The following is a 16313-nucleotide window of genomic DNA, read 5'->3' as shown; positions in this document are numbered from 1 at the left end:
TCTAGGTGAGCAACCCCCTTGCCAGTGCCGTCATAGCGGCGCTCAATTCGTCGGGTTGCGGAAGATCATCGGGTCGGGTCACCGCAGTCACGGTGAGCCCTTGTAAGAACACCAGCGCCAAGCCCGCGACCGTCTCAGAGTCGGCCTCGCCCGTGCTGGGGAGGGTGGCAGCGATCTGATCGCGCCAGGCATCGAGAGCGGCGTTCTTCTCCGAGCGGTCAGTGAGCGCTTGCGGGGCGACGAGCACGGTGCTCGCAGCCAGGGCACGGAACAGGGCGTCATCTCGCAGCAGCGTCACGAACTCCGTCAACAGCGCTGAGAGTGTCGCCTCGCCGTTGTGGACGAAGAGGTGGTTGCCGTACTCGGCCCAGCCCCACGTGAGCGCTTCCTCCAGCAGCACGGCCTTGGAACGGAAGTGGTGGTGCAACGCTCCGCGGGTGAGACCTGCACGTTCAGCGACATGCTCGAACGTTGCCCCCCTCCACCCCTTCTCTTTGAAGGCCATCAACGCCGCCTCAAGCAACGCCAGACGCGTACGCTCCGCGTCCTCAGCAGTCCGTCTCATACATACAGGCTAACACGTATGATTACCTTCGCATCGATTCATAGTCCACGCCGCGTTTCTACAGCCCGCGTGTCGGCCCCTCATGTCGCGGGGCGTTGCGATGGGGATCGTGCTCGAACGGGTCGGTGAGCGGTGCTGTTGCAAACTTCAGGCGGAGAGCCGTGACGACTTCTCCCATGCCTGGCGGAAACGCATCAACACCTGGAAAGTCGAAGTGGCCGGCCATACCGAAAAATCCGCTGCCCAACAACTTTGGTCCGACCTGTTCCGCTGCTTCGGCATCATTCCCGAACGCATCGACCTCTTCGAAAGAGACGCTGTTCGCGCCACCACAGGAAACACTGGCTATATCGACCTGTTCTGGTCCGGCATCGTCCTCGGTGAAGCCAAGTCTCTCGGGCGAGACCTCGAGAAGGCACACCAACAGCACCCAACTTTGCAACAGCACCTTCGAACGAATTGTTTGGCTCTTACACTATAATAAAGGTACTTCCCGGACCCGGAATTGATGAACCGCGATGAGAAAACGGAGTTTCGCCATGCTTGGATCGAATCGCTACAACCGTCGTCAGCTCCTGCAGGTGCTCGGCCTCGGGGCCGGAGCAACCGCCACCGCCGTAGTCAGCAGCGCCTGCTCCACCGAATCCCCGAAAATGACTGCCGGCACCGGTGACGCGGTCATTGACGGAATCAACAACTTCGAGGACGCTACCTACCCGGATGACCGGGACCTCTACGAGAACCTGGCCGAGTCGCAGTCGCCGCACACCCTCGTTGTAACGTGCTCGGACTCCCGCATCGACACCGAGACCCTGCTCTCCGCACAACCAGGCGATCTGTTCCATCTACGCAACATCGCCAACATCATCCCCCACGCCGACAATCCCGACCCGGGCGCGCTCGCCCCGGTGGAGTACGCGGTAGTCCACCTCGGGGTGTCCGCCATCGCAGTGATCGCTCACTCCAACTGTGGCGGGATGGCGGCACTCCAGCACCTCGGCGATTACAGGACTGAGCTGCCGGCCACCCACGATTGGCTCATCAGATCCGAGGACGTGCTCGCGAGCATGGGCGGCGATCATGCCGCCGAGGACTTCTCCCGCAGGCTCGAACAGGCCAACGCCGCGGCACAGATCGAGAACCTGATGTCGCACAGCTACATCGCCGATCGGGTCAACGCCGGAGAGCTCGTGCTCGAGAGCTACCACTATGACATCGGCAAGGGCGACGTCACCAGGTTCGATCAGGAAAAGGACGCTTTCGTTGATGTCTGACGACGGGTGTTCCTGACCTGCTGAGCTGCGGGCCCCGCTTCCGACGGGGGTGCGGCTCTTCCTGTTCGTGCGCGACGTTACGCCGACGGGCAGTCCGACCCACAGCTGACGGGTGCTGTTGCAAAGTTGGGGCAGTAGAAAGACCTGCGTGAAATAATCACAGCCATGGGCATCTTCTCCGGTCGTCATTTCCCCCGTGAAATCATCCTGTGGGCGGTGCGGTGGTACTGCCGCTACGGGGTGAGCTACCGCGATCTGGAAGAAATGATGACTTCAGCGCGGCGTACCGGTCGATCACAGCACCATCTACCGCTGGGTCCAGAAATATGCTCCTGAGCTGGACAAGCAGACCCGGTGGTACCGACAAGTCCCGGATTGGCAGGCCCGGTCCTGGCGGGTGGACGAGACCTATATCCGGGTCGGGGGAAAGTGGTGCTACCTCTATCGGGCCATCACCGCGGGCGGGCATACCCTGGATTTTTACCTGTCCCCAAAGCGTAACGTCGCCGCAGCGAAGCGTTTCCTGGCCAAGACCCTGAGGTCGAACACGATAACCGGGTTCCCGCGGGTGATCAACACCGATAAAGCACCCTCCCTGGCCAGGGCAATCGCCGAGTTGAAGTCAGAGGGAATCTGTCCGCAGACCGTGGAACACCGGCAGGTGAAATACCTCAATAACGTCATTGAAGGAGATCATGGGCGGCTGAAACGGATCCTCGGACCGAAGGGGGCGTTCAAAAACCGGACCTCGGCGTACCGGACGTTGAAAGGGATGGAAGCGATGCACTCATTACGGAAAGGCCAGGGCGCGATGTTTGCCTACGGGCAACCGAATCCGGATGCGGTGATCGTCAGCCGGGTGTTCGAGGCTGCCTGAGAACGCCGACCCGCAGCGAGCATCAGAGGATGAAGACTGGGTCGTCACGGCTCTCCGCCTGAAGTTTGCAACAGCACCCTCGGGACGACAGCACAGGGCTCAAGGGTGCGGTACCTATCCCGTCGATACCTTCATCCCCGCTGCCACCGATATGGGTGAGCTCAAGGCCATAGCGGCGCAGCAGATAGAGCACGAACTTCTCGAACCCTTCCGGGGTGAGGCGGTGGAGACGATCCAAGAGCTGGACCTTCCAGACGGCACCGGAATCATCGTCTTCGGCATCAGTCTCTGCGAGAACCTCTGCTGACGGCTCCTCTTCGTCGACTTCGCTGACATCAGGAGTCGCCGCCTTTTCTGCCTTCTTCCTGCGCTGCTGACGGGAGTACTCCCGGTCGAGATCACGGATCCGACGAAGGGCCTCCTCTTCTTGTAAACCGAGCAGTTCCTCACCCAGGTCGGTGGTCAGGTACATCCCCGTCGATGGCTGCTCGAGAGCTCCGATGAGCTTGGCTGTAGACCTTCCCCACGCGATGCGGTCGGTCAGAACCGACTTTTCCGGCCTGTTCGGATACGTCATCTGAAGAAGACGCTCAGCATCCGGATAGTGCTCCAGGACCTGGTCGGTGATCTCCCTGGCCTTGGCTGATCCACCCAGCTCAACTACTGCTCGAATCACCGGAACCACCAACTGCTGGTGGGTCGGCATGCCTTGCTGGGTAAACGACATCGCACTATATTCTACGGCCATAACTTCCATCATCCCAGGTGTCGATCGGGAATCCGCAGGGGGACTCCACCCTATCCGCCGTAAGGAATTACCGTCCCTGACGTAGGCAGCAACCCACCGAGCTGACTACTCCCGTCTCAGTGTGGGATGCGGCCTTCTTCGACGCACACGGGGCACTGAGGTATCAGTGGAAATAGGTCCTAGATTCCCAGTGCTTTCGCCTTGGCCTGCGCGAACTCATCGTCGTTGAAGATCCCTGCGGCAGGAAGCTCAGCTAGCTTCTCGACCTGGGCAATCAGGTCAGCAGCAGGTTCCACCGGAGCAGCAGTTGGCGCAGGAAGCGTGGTCCCGTTCATGGCCTGACGGAGCAGGTTCGCCAGCTCCGTCCCCCGGCCATGCGGCAGTGCAGTGATCTCCAGATCACTGCCGGACACCGTCATCTTCACAGTTTCCCCGGTCATCTTCTTTCCCGTCGACAGGGACGTGATGGAGGAGGGAGTGATCTCCTTCATGTCACTGCCCATGAGTTTGCGGTCCTTGATGATCACGCGAAGGTTGGTCAGCACGATGATGCCGAGGTTGTTGTCCACATTTCCGGGGGTCGGGCCCAGTCTCTATTGCTCACGCTTTCCGACGGGCTGTGATGTGTCACGCATAATCGGTTCTGCGCGGCAAAGAACTCGCTACCGGGGTCGGGCCCATCAGTACCATTAAATACATGACGACCAGAAGTAGTTTTCTGGATACCCGTCAGCCACCCGAGAGGAAGAACACGATGCCTACAGGTCCTAGCCACTATGTAATCCGGCGTGAGAACGGTCCGGGGTCACAATACGACGAACCTTGCCGGTGCATGATCGGTCGCGACCACGATCCTGACGGATACAGCATTTCGGAAATCAACTTTGAACGGTGGGATGAAGAAGAAGGGCGCTACAGTGCTGATCCGGACTGCCCGGCATGCGACGGAACCGGCGCCTGTGCGCTCTGCGGCGACGACTAAATACGGACCGCACGTCACGTTCGGCCTTGCTCGGTAGTGCCGGCTTCGTCACCCCAGCCCGTCTGGCGGAGCAGATGGCCACGCGAGACCCGTGTAGTGAAGCGAGCGATACCGGGGTTGTCCATGACCATGGCGATCGATGTCCGCTCGTCCACGATTGACTTGACCGCCGTAGCTTCCCTTTCGATAGTGCCACCGTGGTGCTGTGACGTTCGGGACCTGACCCCCGTTTGGTAGACACCTTGAAACCAGCAGGATGCTGGGAAAGGCAATCTGGTCCTTCCGGATTTAGAGTGCGTTGATCCTGGTGTGCAGCTGTCCGGAGTGGATCAAGGACCGCAATATGTAGTGGTCGAGGTTCCTGAACCCCGTGATGCTACTTTCCGGAAGTCGGGCCCTTGTGCCCGGCACTTCTAACATTGTCAGCTTAGTGCCCATCGATTACTGACCGGATGGTGTAATAAAGAGGACAATGATGATTAGCCCGAGTAAAGGAAGAGGAATCAATCATGGGTAGATTTCCAGACGTAGACTGGTTCTGCGATCGTTGTAATGAACACCTAAATTCTCAGGTGGGGTTTGATGACAACAAATACACGTGGAAATGCCAACACTGTGGCCATAAGAATAGCATCTCGAGAGATAATATTTTTAATTCTCCCGAAGACTATTTCGGAGGGGCCGATCCAATCAATTATTGAGTGAACGGGTGCTGTTGCAAACTTCAGGCGGAGAGCCGTGACGACCCAGTCTTCATCCTCTGATGCTCGCTGCGGGTCGGCGTTCTCAGGCAGCCTCGAACACCCGGCTGACGATCACCGCATCCGGGTTCGGTTGCCCGTAGGCAAACATCGCGCCCTGGCCTTTCCGTAATGAGTGCATCGCTTCCATCCCTTTCAACGTCCGGTACGCCGAGGTCCGGTTTTTGAACGCCCCCTTCGGTCCGAGGATCCGTTTCAGCCGCCCATGATCTCCTTCAATGACGTTATTGAGGTATTTCACCTGCCGGTGTTCCACGGTCTGCGGGCAGATTCCCTCTGACTTCAACTCGGCGATTGCCCTGGCCAGGGAGGGTGCTTTATCGGTGTTGATCACCCGCGGGAACCCGGTTATCGTGTTCGACCTCAGGGTCTTGGCCAGGAAACGCTTCGCTGCGGCGACGTTACGCTTTGGGGACAGGTAAAAATCCAGGGTATGCCCGCCCGCGGTGATGGCCCGATAGAGGTAGCACCACTTTCCCCCGACCCGGATATAGGTCTCGTCCACCCGCCAGGACCGGGCCTGCCAATCCGGGACTTGTCGGTACCACCGGGTCTGCTTGTCCAGCTCAGGAGCATATTTCTGGACCCAGCGGTAGATGGTGCTGTGATCGACCGGTACGCCGCGTTCGGTCATCATTTCTTCCAGATCGCGGTAGCTGAGCCCGTAGCGGCAGTACCACCGGACCGCCCACAGGATGATGTCACGGGGGAAATGACGACCGGAGAAGATGCCCATGGCTGTGATTATTTCACGCAGGTCTTCCTGTCGCCCGAACTTTGCAACAGCACCGGAGTGCCCAAGCCAGAGCCAGACAGATTCAACGTCTACGACGCGATACGGGATGATCTGGTGGCACGAGGAATGGATCGCGAACGTATCCGCTTCATTCATGACTGGGACGACCGTCGCCTTCAGCTGTTTGACGACTGCAACAACGGTCAGGTGGACGTCCTGATCGGCAACACCGAGAAACTGGGCACCGGGGCGAATATCCAGGCACGTTGTGTCGGCATCCACCACGCTGATGTCCCCTGGAGGCCGGCAGACCTCGAACAGCGCCTTGGACGAGGGCTACGCCAAGGCAACCAGAACGGAGACTTGTTCGAGGCGGTCTACATCGGCTCTGGCACGCATGACGCTTTCTCCTGGGGCACGGTCAGCCGCAAGGCGAAATTCATCGAGCAGTTCTACCGAGCAGACCAGGAGCTGCGCGACATGGAGCCACTGGAGGGAAGCGGAGACGCGATGGCGCATCACAAAGCCATCGCCACCGGAAACCCCGCGTTCGTTCGCCAGATGGAACTGCAGCGAGCTGTAGCCGACCTCGAATCAGGCGAAATGGAACACGAAGCGATGAGAACTTCCAATGCTCGCGAGCTCGCGAACGCCAAGATGATGCTCCCGCAGCAGCAGGCCCTGGCCGCTCGGCTCAACGCTCTGACTCCGCAGGCTCAGGAATGGGTCGATGCTGAGGTCGAGCAGCGCACTTGGACTATCGCCGGCTCCACCTACCGCAAACGCACGGATGCCACGGCCGCTCTCACTGCTGCACTGGCTCAAATCGCCCGCGACCGGCAGATCGAGCCTGTGCCGGTCGCCAACATCGGTGGCGTGGAGATGAAGGCGAGGTATTCCTACGAGCACTCCGCCCTGATTCTCTCCACTCCCACCGGGACCCACCCGGACGGCGTGGCCGAAAATATCGTCCGCGACGATCTCCACCGCACCGAGGAAGAAGAAAAGACCCTCTCCCAGAAGCGCTCCGGAGTCCTCGCGCGCCTGGAAGGAGGCGTCAGCTCAATCATCACCCGTGCTCAGTGGGCGGGAGCCGATCTCGAGAAGATTCGGAGCACTATCGACACTCTGGAGAACCAGCCTGCCGCCAGCCCTTACCCCCGGCTCCAGGAGCTGTCCGACGCGCGCCAGGAGCTAGCGGCCGTCAACCAGCAGATTGCGCACTTCAACTCCTCAGCTGCTGAGCGGCAAGCGCAGGCAGCCTATGAGGCACGGCTCGCGGCGAAGGGCCGCGTCCCCGGGTTCAGTCTCGCGCTCAACCCTACGACCTACATGGTTGAGGAGGGGATTGAGGCCCACCCGAGCTCACCTCAGCCAAGCACTGTCGATGAGCACGGATGGATTGTCGATGAGTCGTCCAAACAGCACACTCAAGGCCGGTCGCTGCTCAACCTCGTGGATCCAGCCCTGCCAGGGGAGAAGGCAAACGCCCGGAGTGGCTCTCTGGACTTCACGCATGCTCACGAATGGGAGACGGTAAGTAGTGATCATTACTCACCGGACATGTAAGCAGATCAAGAAACTTGGAGGAGCAACACTATGTACTTTGTTCAGATGGTGCTGTCCCCACCACGAGCTATCCTGCTGCGCAAACCCTAAGTCCTCCCTGTCGTGCTGCGCTCCTCTCGCAGGTCACCGATGCCGCAGTGCCATCCGGCGACCTGGGGGAGGAATCGACGTAGGTTACTCGTGTGCTCGGTCGCCTTCGTCTTTCGCGGCGACGATCATGTGCGCGAGTGCCTGAAGGAAGGTGTCCAGGTTGTCCGGATCGGCGGTGATCGCCTCGTACACCTCGGTGGACTGTCGGGCTGCGGCGATGATCGCCCCGAAGCCCTTGTTCTTGAAAGCCTCAGTGCCCGCCACCTGGGAGGGATCATTCTCCCTCGCCAGGGCCTGGACGGTGGTGTCTTCCACGAGGATGCCGTAGCTGGCACGGATGGCCGAGCGGGTGGCTTCGTTGGAGCCTGCGAGGCCTACGGCCGCCAGGATCTGGTTGACCTGGTCGACCGCTTCATCGAAGGCGGCCTGCACCGGCGAGTTGTCACCGACCGGGCGTCCATCAAAGCCGGGCAACTCCAGATTGCCGTCAATGTCCTGGGCGGCCAGACCCAGGTCTTTGGCGTCGTCGACCGGTTCGACGGCGACGCCGACGAGTTCAATGCCGACGGTGTAGTCGTCATCGTCGTCCTGGCGCTCGAGGTTGAGGTTTTTCGACAGCACGGCGGCGACGATGGCGCGTTTATGCAGGAGCGCGTCCTGGAAGTCGACGATCTGGCTGAGGAACTCCCAGGCGTGGGCGTACTTGATGAGGTTGGTCCGGAAGGACTTGCCGGTCTCGTAGGCCTCCTTGTCCAGCTTCTGGCGGGCATCACGCATGTGGGTGTTCCACCGGGCCCTGATCGGGGAGACCAGTCCCTGCAGGGTCTCGGCATCCGCGCGGGCAATGTAGGCATCGGCCAGGGTGTCGAGCTCCTCGGGGGTGTAGAACGCCGCGGCGTCGAGGAGGTCCCCGAGATCAGCCAGGGCGTTGGCGGGGATGTCATCTTCGATGTGCGCGTCCTGGTAGTACGGGGTGAAGGACTCCAGGATGGTCTGCGGATCGTTGATGAAGTCGACCACCATCGGTTTCGGTTTGTCCGGGAACACCCGGTTGAGCCGGGAGAGGGTCTGCACGGCCTGCACGCCGGAGAGTTTCCGGTCGACATACATCGCACACAGGCGTGGTTCGTCGAAGCCGGTCTGGAACTTGTTCGCCACGATGAGCACCTTGGCGTCATCGTTTTCCCGGAAGGACATGGCGGTATCACGTACCCCGTTCATCGAGGCCTCGGTGATCTCCACCGCGTCTTCGCCCTGGCCGTAGGTCAGTGAACCGGAAAACGCCACCAGGGTGGTCATATCGTCATAGCCGCGTTTGGCGATGTACTCGTTCATCTTGTGCGACCACGTTGCCGCCGACATCCGGTCCGGTGCGACCACCATGGCCCTGGCGGTGCCATGGAGGTAGTGCATGACGTTGCGGCGGAAGTGCTCGACGGTGACCTCGACTTTCTGCGCGATCGAGGTCGGGTGGATCCGCACGAAGCGCACCATGTCGGAGACGGCTTCGCCGAAGTTCACCGTCTCCTCCCGGCCCAGATCATCGCGGATGCGGGCGAACATCGCGTAGGTGGAGTAGTTGGCCAGCACGTCGAGGATGAAGCCTTCCTCGATGGCCTGACTCATCTGATAGGTGTCAAACGCCACCCGCTTGTCGGGATTGTCCGGGTCGGGAGTGCCGTAGGCGGCCAGGGTCTTCGCCTTCGGAGTGGCCGTGAGCGCAATGAAGCTCAAGTTCGGGGAGTTGGCTACGGCCTTGTCCATGGCCAGGAGCACGTCGTCGGCGGAGATATCCTCATCGTCGGGGACATCAACATCGACGAGGATCTCACGTAGCTGGGTGGCGGCCTCGCCGTGCTGGGAGGAATGCGCCTCGTCCATGATCACGCAGTAGTTGCGCCCGGCCAGGGCCGGGGATTGTTCCATCCTCTTCGCCAGGGCAGGGAAAGTCTGGATGGTGCAGGAGATGATATGCCCCCCGCGCGTGAGTGCTGCTTCCAGGGTCTTGGACTTGGAGCCGAGTTCGTTGTCGACGTTGACGACCAGGCCCTCGGAGGCCCGGAGCAGGTCGAGGCCTTCTTTGATGTTGTCATCGAGCACGGTGCGGTCGGTGACCACGATGACCGAATCAAACACCGGATGACCAGAGGCGTTGATGAAGCGTCCGGCTCGGTGCGCCATCCAGGCGATTGTTTTGGTTTTGCCGGACCCGGCGGAGTGCTGGATGAGGTAGCGCCCGCCGGCCCCTCGGGCGGCGATGTCGTCGATGACTTTTTCGGTGGCGCGGAGCTGGTGGTAGCGCGGGAAAATCAGCCGGCCCTTGTTGCCCTTGGATGAGGGCTCCCATAGGGCGTAGTCGCGCAGGATGCGTAGGAACAGCTCCGGTTCGAAGACCTCCTCCCACAGGTACGAGGTGTCAGAACCGTGCGGGTTGACGGGGTTGCCGGCATGCCCGTCGTGGCCCTTGTTGAAGGGGAGGAAGAAGGTTGTCAGCCCGTCCAGGGCGGTGGTCATCCAGGCTTCCTGGTTGGATACCGCGAAGTGCACCAGCGCGCGGCCAGGTTTGAGGAGTGGGCGGTTCTTGGTCGGTTGGCGGTCGACCTTGTACTGCTTGACGGCGTCGCGCACAGCCTGGGTGTTGTCGGTCTTGAGCTCCAGGGTGGCTACCGGGATGCCGTTGACGGTGAGCACCAGATCCAGGGTGTCGGTACCGGTGGCATCGAACGGGACCTGGCGCAGCACACGCAGACGGTTGTGGGACGCGTCTTCAATCGCCCCGGTGTACAGGGGGTTTTCCGGGTAGAAGGCCACCATGGACCCGAAGGTGGCCTTCATCTGGCCCCGCTGGGAGTGCGAGAAACCACCCCGTAGGGTGCCGAGCAGACCGTGCTGGACCTTCTTCGTCCGGCCGTTGAGGATCGGTGCCTTATCCAGCATCTCTACGAGGCGGTCGAGGAGTTTCGCGACGTAGACGCCACGCTGCACCCCGGTCAGCGCCTCGGGCACCGCCTTGAGGAACTCCTCGGGGTACTGGGTCTGCAGCCAATGAACCACGTCCGGGACGAAGAGCGCGCGGGCTTTGTCCCAGCCGGCGTTGGTGGTGCCGGTGTCGTGGATCCACCCGTGGGAGGCGAGATGGCCGACGATGGTGTCCTCGAAGGCCTTTTCCATCGTGGACTGGATACCCATGATCAGACCTGCTTTCGGCCGGTGACGGCCTCAGTGATGAGGACGGAGCGACGCTTCAGGAGCAGGTTGCGAAGTTTGTTTGACTCGGCGATGAGACTATTTGTAGTCAACGTATCTTCGTGAATCTTTTGAGAAACTTCCTTCTGCTTATGAATCTCGCAAATAGGAATCCGGAAGCGAGCCAGTTTTTCTGCAGTGAAATGAGGCAATGTGGCGGTGTCTACTGAAACTCCAATAGAGCCGTTAAGAAGTGCACGATTTAACATCAAATGGACAAATCTTCCGTCAGCTTGGGAGGGGTTAACTCGAACTCGATTAATGGAGTTCTGAAATCCCCATTCTTCTAAGTCCGACTCGAGGTAAGCGCTTCGTCCGAAGCCTGCTCCACCCTCAACAACAACCACGTCGCCTGCAAGCAAATCCAGACGCTGCAGTTCGCTTTCGGAGAACCACATCTTCTTTTCTGTCACAGCGAGATCAAGTCTGCCACCGGGCTGCACATGCGCCGCTCGGAGATACTGCCGTTCTACGCCACCAGCTTCGGGCGCTTTTGGCGATACCATTTTCCCCAATGTGACATCGGCCAGCACCCCCACTGGGCACATTCGATATTCCATATCGCTTAGAACGGATTCGATTCGTGCCAATTTTCGCTTTTTCATCAGCTCAACGTACTTTTCCAAGTCAGCCACCGCAGCGTCTATCTCGGCAGTCTCCCGATCCAGGTATTGAGCGATGCGATGCTGCTCGTGCAGAGGAGGGAGCGGAATCTTCGTTCTCTCGAATCTCGATCCACCGAGCAGCTCTGCTCCGTAAATGTTGGTCTGAGAGTATAGGGGGAGAAATACCGGGAAGCAGTAGTAAGCATAGTTTATGTTCAATTCTTTGCCAGGAACAAAAGCTGCAATGGCTTCATTGGTATACAGATTTCTCCCCGCTATGGCGACATTCCCAAGCGAAAGTTTAAAGGAGAAAAGCAGAGACCCCTTTGGCGCGGGGCGCTCGTCTGGAAACTTGTTAATCGCATGAAGTGACAATCCCCGCTGCGTTTCCGAAAGAACTCTTCTCCCGTCGAGGTCGGAGATGTTTGCCCACGGGTAATCATCGCCGTAATAGCTCTCATTTCCCGAAGGAGGAGTGAACCCAGTTGCGTATTTGGTCGCGTGGAGGAGAGGGACTACCTTCCAATCATCTGGAATGTTTGCGAAGTGCGTCGCCTTACGAACGTCAAGTTCCCTCATTCTTTCACTTCCTGGAAGCGTGCACGGATCGATTCGAGCACAGTCTCGATCTCGGCATCGAGCTCTTCCAACGTTGGCATTTCCTCCGGCTTGTAGAACAGCCTCGTCATGGGAATCTCGTAGCCGATCTTGGCTTCGGTCATGTCCCACACTAGGTCGGGCGCGAAGGGCAGCACCTCCCGGGCCATGTGCTCGTCGACGTCCTCGGTCAGTGGGATGCGCTCGGTGATCTTAGACGCTTTGTCAATGACTTTGTTGCCCTTGTGATCGATAGCTTCCGGGGCACTATCGTCCTCGACGGCCACGGTCGTCATGATGTGGGCGAGTAGACCGATACTCATCTTTAGTCCGGCCGCCTTGGCTTCCTTCTTCAGGTGTGCCGGAAGGTCGTTCCAGACGACACCGTCGCAGGAGCGCACCACTGCTTCATGGCCAGTCAGCGCCTGCTTGTGGTCGATGGCCGCAGCCACGGTCTCCTCGGTGATGAGCGTCGCATATCGCATTACCCGGTACATGGGCACATCCTGGAAGCCCAGTTCCTCCGGGGTGACCACCTTGGAGTACTCCGGATCGGCGTCCTCGAAGGCGTTGTAGAGCCCGAGGATGAACTCGCGGTCCTGATCGGAGAACTCACGCCGCTTGTTACCCATACTTCTGCGCATGGCGGACCAGACGCCAGTGGCGTCGATCAGCTGGATCTTGCCGTCACGCTTGTCTTCCTTGTTCTTATCCAGGATCCACACGTAGGTGGCGATGCCGGTGTTATAGAACATCGCTGTCGGCAGGGCGATGATCGCGTCGATGAGGTTGCCGTTGATCAGCCAGTTGCGGATCTGATCTGGACCGGACTCCGGACCTCCGGTAAATAGCGGCGAGCCATTGGTGACCACGCCGGCTCGACCACCCTTGGTGGTGCCGTGTTCCTTCTCCTTGAGCTTGTGGACCACATGGCTCAGGAACAGCATCTGACCGTCGGACACCGGCGGTAGACCATGGCTGAACCGCGAGCCTTCGATCTTGGCTTCCCGTTCGACGGCGTCCTTAGACCTCTTCCAGTCAGTCCCGTAGGGCGGGTTGGAGAGGACGTAGTCGTACAACTCGCCCTCGTAGCGGTCGTTGGCCAGGGTGTCACCGTCGCGGATCGCGTCCGGGGAGAGGCCGGACACGATGAGGTCGGACTTGCCCAGGGCCAGGGACTCGGACATCATCTCCTGGCCGTAGACAGACACCTGGATCTTCGGGTTGAGTTCCTCCATGGCCCGCTTGGCCACCAGCAGCATGCCGCCGGTACCGGCCGCCGGGTCATAGACGGTACGCGCTGGCGCCTGACCGTAGAGACCGTCATCGTCGCTAGACAGCAGCACATCGACCATCAGGCGGATGGTGTCGCGCGGGGTGTAGAACTCACCGGCGACTTGCCCGTTCTCGCTGAAGCTGCGGTACATGAGATTCTCGAAGAGATCGGCCATGGCGTTTTCACCAAGAGCCTCATCGGATAGATCGATGCCCGCGAAGTGCCTGACGACACCCCACAGGACGTTGTTCTCCTCCAGCTTGGTCAGCAGCTCGGGGAACTTGAACGCCGTCCACACATCGCGGACATTGTCAGAGAAAGCGTCTAGGTAGGTGAGCATGCCCTGCTTGACGTGGTCGTCGCTGCCGCCGATCAGCCCCATGGACAGCTCGGAGGTGTTGTAGAACGACAGACCATGGTCCGACCGGATCAGCGGCCCCCACATGGCCTCCGGGAACTTGGTGTGCTTGATCGTCTGCAGCACATCAGCTTTCGTTGGCTCGAGCAGGCATTCCAGGCGACGCAGAACGGTGAAGGGGAGGATGTAGTCGCCGTAGGACTGGCGGGGGACCACCCCTCGCAAGTACGTGTCCGCTGTCTGCCAGACCGCCTGATAGAGCGAAGCTGATGAAGCCATGTCTCATTTCCCCTTTTCCACTTCAATACAAACCTGCAGATGACAGTACTGGGCCGCCGCCCGATTGAGAACGTCCGGCCTCACCATCCGTATGGGAGACCATGCCTTCTTGGCCGGACAATTCCGGGACGAAGTAGCCGGGACGAAGTAGAAAGCATGATCGAAAGAGGGATGGACTCCTACTTGCAGCAGCACCTCGTGCTCGCCCTTCGTACATCTGTGGTTAGGTAAGGAATATGGACAAGCAGGATAAGAAGCAGACACCTCTGCGGCTGCTTACGTCGTTCCCGAACAAGGACTACAGCAGATTGGTAGTGAGATATCCCTACCAAACAGACGACGAGTACGCGCATGCCTATCACTTCTCGGCCCAGCGACTCGCAAGGACGTTCAGCGGCAAGCCAATCGATGATTGTCTGCTGCTGCCATTCTTGACGCTCTACCGCCAGGCGTTCGAACTCCAACTGAAGAACACCATCCGCTCTCTTGTCTTGCTCAGAATTCGATACAGGGAGGGGCGAACTCCAGAGCTTCTAGAAGCGCGGTCGGAAGAGCATTTCAAGAAGAAATTGGGCCACAACCTGTACCGGCTCTTAAACGAAGCGAAGAAACACTTCGATGCACTGGAGCTGCCGGAGGCGTTCCCGAAGTCGATCGAGGGAATGCTTACCAAGCTTCACGAGGCCGATGGTGCAGGGACCGCGTTTCGGTACGCAGGATTGCTCCCTGCATCTCAGGAAAACGCTGACTTCCCTGAACTGGCTGCAATGCTCAACCGGGAGTTTGAGTTGCTGTGCCTCGTCACAAACTATGCCGAGGAATTCTATGGTCCGGTACCCACTTTCGATGAAATCGTGGGCGATATTTAATAGCTTGAATTCATCGAGGTGATGTGGGGGACGGTTGCCTAGTTCGGCGGAGGGTCGTGAAGATTCAGTTTCTCATTCCCTGATGGCCGCTGTGTGCCGGCGTTGTCAGAGCGTCTCGAAGAACCGGGTGACGATCACTGCATCCGGATTCGGGTGCCCGTAGGCGAACATCGTCTCCTGCCCCTTTCATGAGTCGAGCACATTGCCTCCATCGGTGCTGTTGCAAAGTGGGGGCGGGATGGCGAGGGCCGTGGAATGATCACGGTCATGGGTATCTTCTCGGGTCGTCATTTCCCTCGCGAGGTCATCCTGTGGGCGGTGCGGTGGTACTGCTGCTACGGGGTGAGCTACCGCGATCTGGAGGAAATGATGACCGAGCGCGGCGTGCCGGTCGATCACAGCACCATCTACCGCTGGGTCCAGAAATATGCCCCCGAGCTGGACAAGCAAACCCGCTGGCACCGGCAGGTACCCGATTGGCAGGCCCGGTCCTGGCGGGTGGATGAGACCTATATCCGGGTCGGGGGGAAGTGGTGCTACCTCTATCGGGCGATCACCGCCGGCGGCCAGACCCTGGACTTCTACCTTTCCCCCAAACGCAACGTCGCGGCGGCCAAGCGTTTCCTGGCGAAAACGCTGCGGTCGAATACCGCAGCCGGGTACCCGCGGGTGATCAGCACCGACAAAGCCCCCTCACTGGCCAAGGCGATTGTCGAGCTGACGTCGGAGGGAATCTGCCCGCCAACCGTGGAACACCGGCAGGTGAAATACCTCAACAACGTCATCGAAGGCGATCATGGCCGGTTGAAACGAATCCTGGGGCCAAAGGGCGCGTTTAAAAATAGGACATCGGCGTATCGGACGTTGAAGGGGATGGAGGCGATGCACTCACTACGGAAAGGCCAGGGCACGATGTTTGCCTACGGGCACCCGAACCCGGATGCCGTGATCGTCAGCCGAGTTTTCGAGGCTGCCTGAGAACGCCGGCACGCCGCGAGCCTCAGAGGATAAAAGACGGGACTGTCACAGCTCTCCATCCGAAGCTTGCAACAGCACCGAAATTTCTCACTCCTCCCACCCAATCAACCCCTGTTTAATTGCTCTCCTCCACGCCAGACCAGAACCTGCGGGCAAGATTCCCCCAAAGCCCATTCCGCAACCAGCCGATCCCAGAAACAAAAGAAACCGGAGGTCACAAACCCTTTCGAGTTTGTGACCTCCGGTCCATGCGGTTCGAGGACCGCTCATGGTGCCCGAGGGGGGACTTGAACCCCCACGTCCGTTAGTAGGACACTAGCACCTCAAGCTAGCGCGTCTGCCATTCCGCCACCCGGGCTGGGTGTTTTTCAATTTTCATGCTCACCCTCTCGGCTGGGCACTCGCATTACTGTAGCCGCAACTTTATGGTGGACACAAATCCGCATGTCACGGGTAGTTACAGGGGTGTAACTGCTACTCTTTTGAATCACTATGAAGCGTAC

13 protein-coding genes, 1 tRNA gene and 2 pseudogenes are annotated in these 16313 nt (G+C 59.5%); 7 read left to right on the top strand and 9 right to left on the bottom strand.

Features of this window, described 5'->3' with window-relative positions; all coding sequences use genetic code 11:
- Window position 1: 1 nt before the first annotated feature.
- The gene (locus CTEST_RS06730) at window positions 2-565 is read right to left on the bottom strand and encodes a TetR/AcrR family transcriptional regulator (RefSeq protein WP_047253091.1); all 564 of its coding nucleotides are present in this window, start codon (window positions 563-565) and stop codon (window positions 2-4) included.
- A 100-nt stretch (window positions 566-665) separates the two neighbouring features.
- On the opposite strand from CTEST_RS06730, the gene CTEST_RS13365 reads away from it, so the two are divergent.
- The 3 genes and pseudogenes from CTEST_RS13365 to CTEST_RS06715 all read left to right on the top strand — a co-directional run bounded on the left by CTEST_RS13365 (window position 666) and on the right by CTEST_RS06715 (window position 2716).
- Entirely contained in the window at window positions 666-1046 is a 381-nt protein-coding gene (locus tag CTEST_RS13365; RefSeq protein ID WP_236686051.1) for a type IIL restriction-modification enzyme MmeI, read from the top strand.
- 58 nt (window positions 1047-1104) lie between these two features.
- Entirely contained in the window at window positions 1105-1839 is a 735-nt protein-coding gene (locus tag CTEST_RS06720; RefSeq protein WP_047253089.1) for a carbonic anhydrase, read from the top strand.
- Window positions 1840-2004: 165 nt separating this feature from the next.
- A pseudogene (locus tag CTEST_RS06715) lies at window positions 2005-2716 on the top strand (IS6-like element ISCef5 family transposase).
- Window positions 2717-2738: 22 nt separating this feature from the next.
- On the opposite strand, the gene CTEST_RS06710 reads toward CTEST_RS06715, so the two are convergent.
- On the bottom strand, window positions 2739-3443 hold the full coding sequence (locus CTEST_RS06710) for a restriction endonuclease (RefSeq protein ID WP_236686050.1): 705 nt from the start codon (window positions 3441-3443) through the stop codon (window positions 2739-2741).
- 200 nt (window positions 3444-3643) lie between these two features.
- Window positions 3644-4033: a PH domain-containing protein gene (locus tag CTEST_RS06705; RefSeq protein ID WP_047253088.1), complete on the bottom strand. Its 390-nt coding sequence runs from the start codon at window positions 4031-4033 to the stop codon at window positions 3644-3646.
- 263 nt (window positions 4034-4296) lie between these two features.
- Between CTEST_RS06705 and CTEST_RS13675 the strand changes: the two genes are divergently transcribed.
- Window positions 4297-4446 (top strand): hypothetical protein, encoded by a 150-nt coding sequence (locus tag CTEST_RS13675; protein WP_158408153.1) that lies wholly within the window; start codon window positions 4297-4299, stop codon window positions 4444-4446.
- 786 nt (window positions 4447-5232) lie between these two features.
- Here the strand turns inward: CTEST_RS13675 and CTEST_RS06700 are convergent.
- On the bottom strand, window positions 5233-5943 hold the full coding sequence (locus tag CTEST_RS06700; RefSeq protein WP_047253087.1) for an IS6-like element ISCef5 family transposase: 711 nt from the start codon (window positions 5941-5943) through the stop codon (window positions 5233-5235).
- Here CTEST_RS06700 and CTEST_RS06695 point away from each other — a divergent pair.
- Entirely contained in the window at window positions 5920-7512 is a 1593-nt protein-coding gene (locus CTEST_RS06695; RefSeq protein ID WP_144413239.1) for a helicase-related protein, read from the top strand. The two genes, CTEST_RS06700 and CTEST_RS06695, sit on opposite strands and share 24 nt — an antisense overlap.
- A 174-nt stretch (window positions 7513-7686) precedes the next feature.
- On the opposite strand, the gene CTEST_RS06690 is transcribed toward CTEST_RS06695, so the two are convergent.
- From CTEST_RS06690 to CTEST_RS06680, 3 genes are read right to left on the bottom strand one after another with little or no spacing between them, the layout of a single operon-like run.
- Entirely contained in the window at window positions 7687-10773 is a 3087-nt protein-coding gene (locus CTEST_RS06690; protein ID WP_047254280.1) for a type I restriction endonuclease subunit R, read from the bottom strand.
- A 20-nt stretch (window positions 10774-10793) separates the two neighbouring features.
- A complete protein-coding gene (locus tag CTEST_RS06685) occupies window positions 10794-12032 on the bottom strand; it encodes a restriction endonuclease subunit S (RefSeq protein WP_047253085.1) in 1239 nt (412 codons plus the stop codon).
- A complete protein-coding gene (locus tag CTEST_RS06680) occupies window positions 12029-13963 on the bottom strand; it encodes a type I restriction-modification system subunit M (protein ID WP_047253084.1) in 1935 nt (644 codons plus the stop codon). Before CTEST_RS06680 ends, CTEST_RS06685 begins: the two co-directional genes overlap by 4 nt.
- A gap of 236 nt (window positions 13964-14199) precedes the next feature.
- On the opposite strand from CTEST_RS06680, the gene CTEST_RS06675 reads away from it, so the two are divergent.
- Window positions 14200-14832, top strand: coding sequence for a hypothetical protein (locus tag CTEST_RS06675; RefSeq protein WP_047253083.1), 633 nt, complete (start codon window positions 14200-14202; stop codon window positions 14830-14832).
- Window positions 14833-14937: 105 nt separating this feature from the next.
- Here CTEST_RS06675 and CTEST_RS13545 read toward each other — a convergent pair.
- Window positions 14938-15018 (bottom strand): annotated as a pseudogene (locus CTEST_RS13545) (IS6 family transposase); the annotation flags it as partial.
- Between the two features lie 81 nt (window positions 15019-15099).
- Between CTEST_RS13545 and CTEST_RS06670 the strand changes: the two are divergent.
- Window positions 15100-15810 carry an IS6 family transposase gene (locus CTEST_RS06670; RefSeq protein ID WP_047253082.1) on the top strand — a complete coding sequence of 237 codons (711 nt, stop codon included), beginning with the start codon at window positions 15100-15102 and terminating at the stop codon, window positions 15808-15810.
- Between the two features lie 269 nt (window positions 15811-16079).
- Here CTEST_RS06670 and CTEST_RS06665 read toward each other — a convergent pair.
- Window positions 16080-16168: transfer RNA gene (locus CTEST_RS06665), tRNA-Leu, on the bottom strand.
- Window positions 16169-16313 lie beyond the last annotated feature (145 nt).

Origin of the sequence: Corynebacterium testudinoris (genome assembly GCF_001021045.1) — a bacterium.
In the GTDB taxonomy this organism is placed as follows: Bacteria; Actinomycetota; Actinomycetes; order Mycobacteriales; family Mycobacteriaceae; genus Corynebacterium; species Corynebacterium testudinoris.
Note: the sequence above shows the minus strand (reverse complement) of the source record. Positions and strands in the feature narration are given on the sequence as shown.

Bases quoted from the DNA above. Each gene is read 5' to 3' on its own strand.
- CTEST_RS06730 (WP_047253091.1), bottom strand. From the start codon at position 565: ATGAGACGGACTGCTGAGGACGCGGAGCGTACGCGTCTGGCGTTGCTT.
- CTEST_RS13365 (WP_236686051.1), top strand. From the start codon at position 666: ATGGGGATCGTGCTCGAACGGGTCGGTGAGCGGTGCTGTTGCAAACTT.
- CTEST_RS06720 (WP_047253089.1), top strand. From the start codon at position 1,105: ATGCTTGGATCGAATCGCTACAACCGTCGTCAGCTCCTGCAGGTGCTC.
- CTEST_RS06710 (WP_236686050.1), bottom strand. From the start codon at position 3,443: ATGTCGTTTACCCAGCAAGGCATGCCGACCCACCAGCAGTTGGTGGTT.
- CTEST_RS13675 (WP_158408153.1), top strand. From the start codon at position 4,297: ATGATCGGTCGCGACCACGATCCTGACGGATACAGCATTTCGGAAATC.
- CTEST_RS06695 (WP_144413239.1), top strand. From the start codon at position 5,920: ATGACGACCGGAGAAGATGCCCATGGCTGTGATTATTTCACGCAGGTC.
- CTEST_RS06700 (WP_047253087.1), bottom strand. From the start codon at position 5,943: ATGGGCATCTTCTCCGGTCGTCATTTCCCCCGTGACATCATCCTGTGG.
- CTEST_RS06690 (WP_047254280.1), bottom strand. From the start codon at position 10,773: ATGGAAAAGGCCTTCGAGGACACCATCGTCGGCCATCTCGCCTCCCAC.
- CTEST_RS06685 (WP_047253085.1), bottom strand. From the start codon at position 12,032: ATGAGGGAACTTGACGTTCGTAAGGCGACGCACTTCGCAAACATTCCA.
- CTEST_RS06680 (WP_047253084.1), bottom strand. From the start codon at position 13,963: ATGGCTTCATCAGCTTCGCTCTATCAGGCGGTCTGGCAGACAGCGGAC.
- CTEST_RS06675 (WP_047253083.1), top strand. From the start codon at position 14,200: ATGGACAAGCAGGATAAGAAGCAGACACCTCTGCGGCTGCTTACGTCG.
- CTEST_RS06670 (WP_047253082.1), top strand. From the start codon at position 15,100: ATGGGTATCTTCTCGGGTCGTCATTTCCCTCGCGAGGTCATCCTGTGG.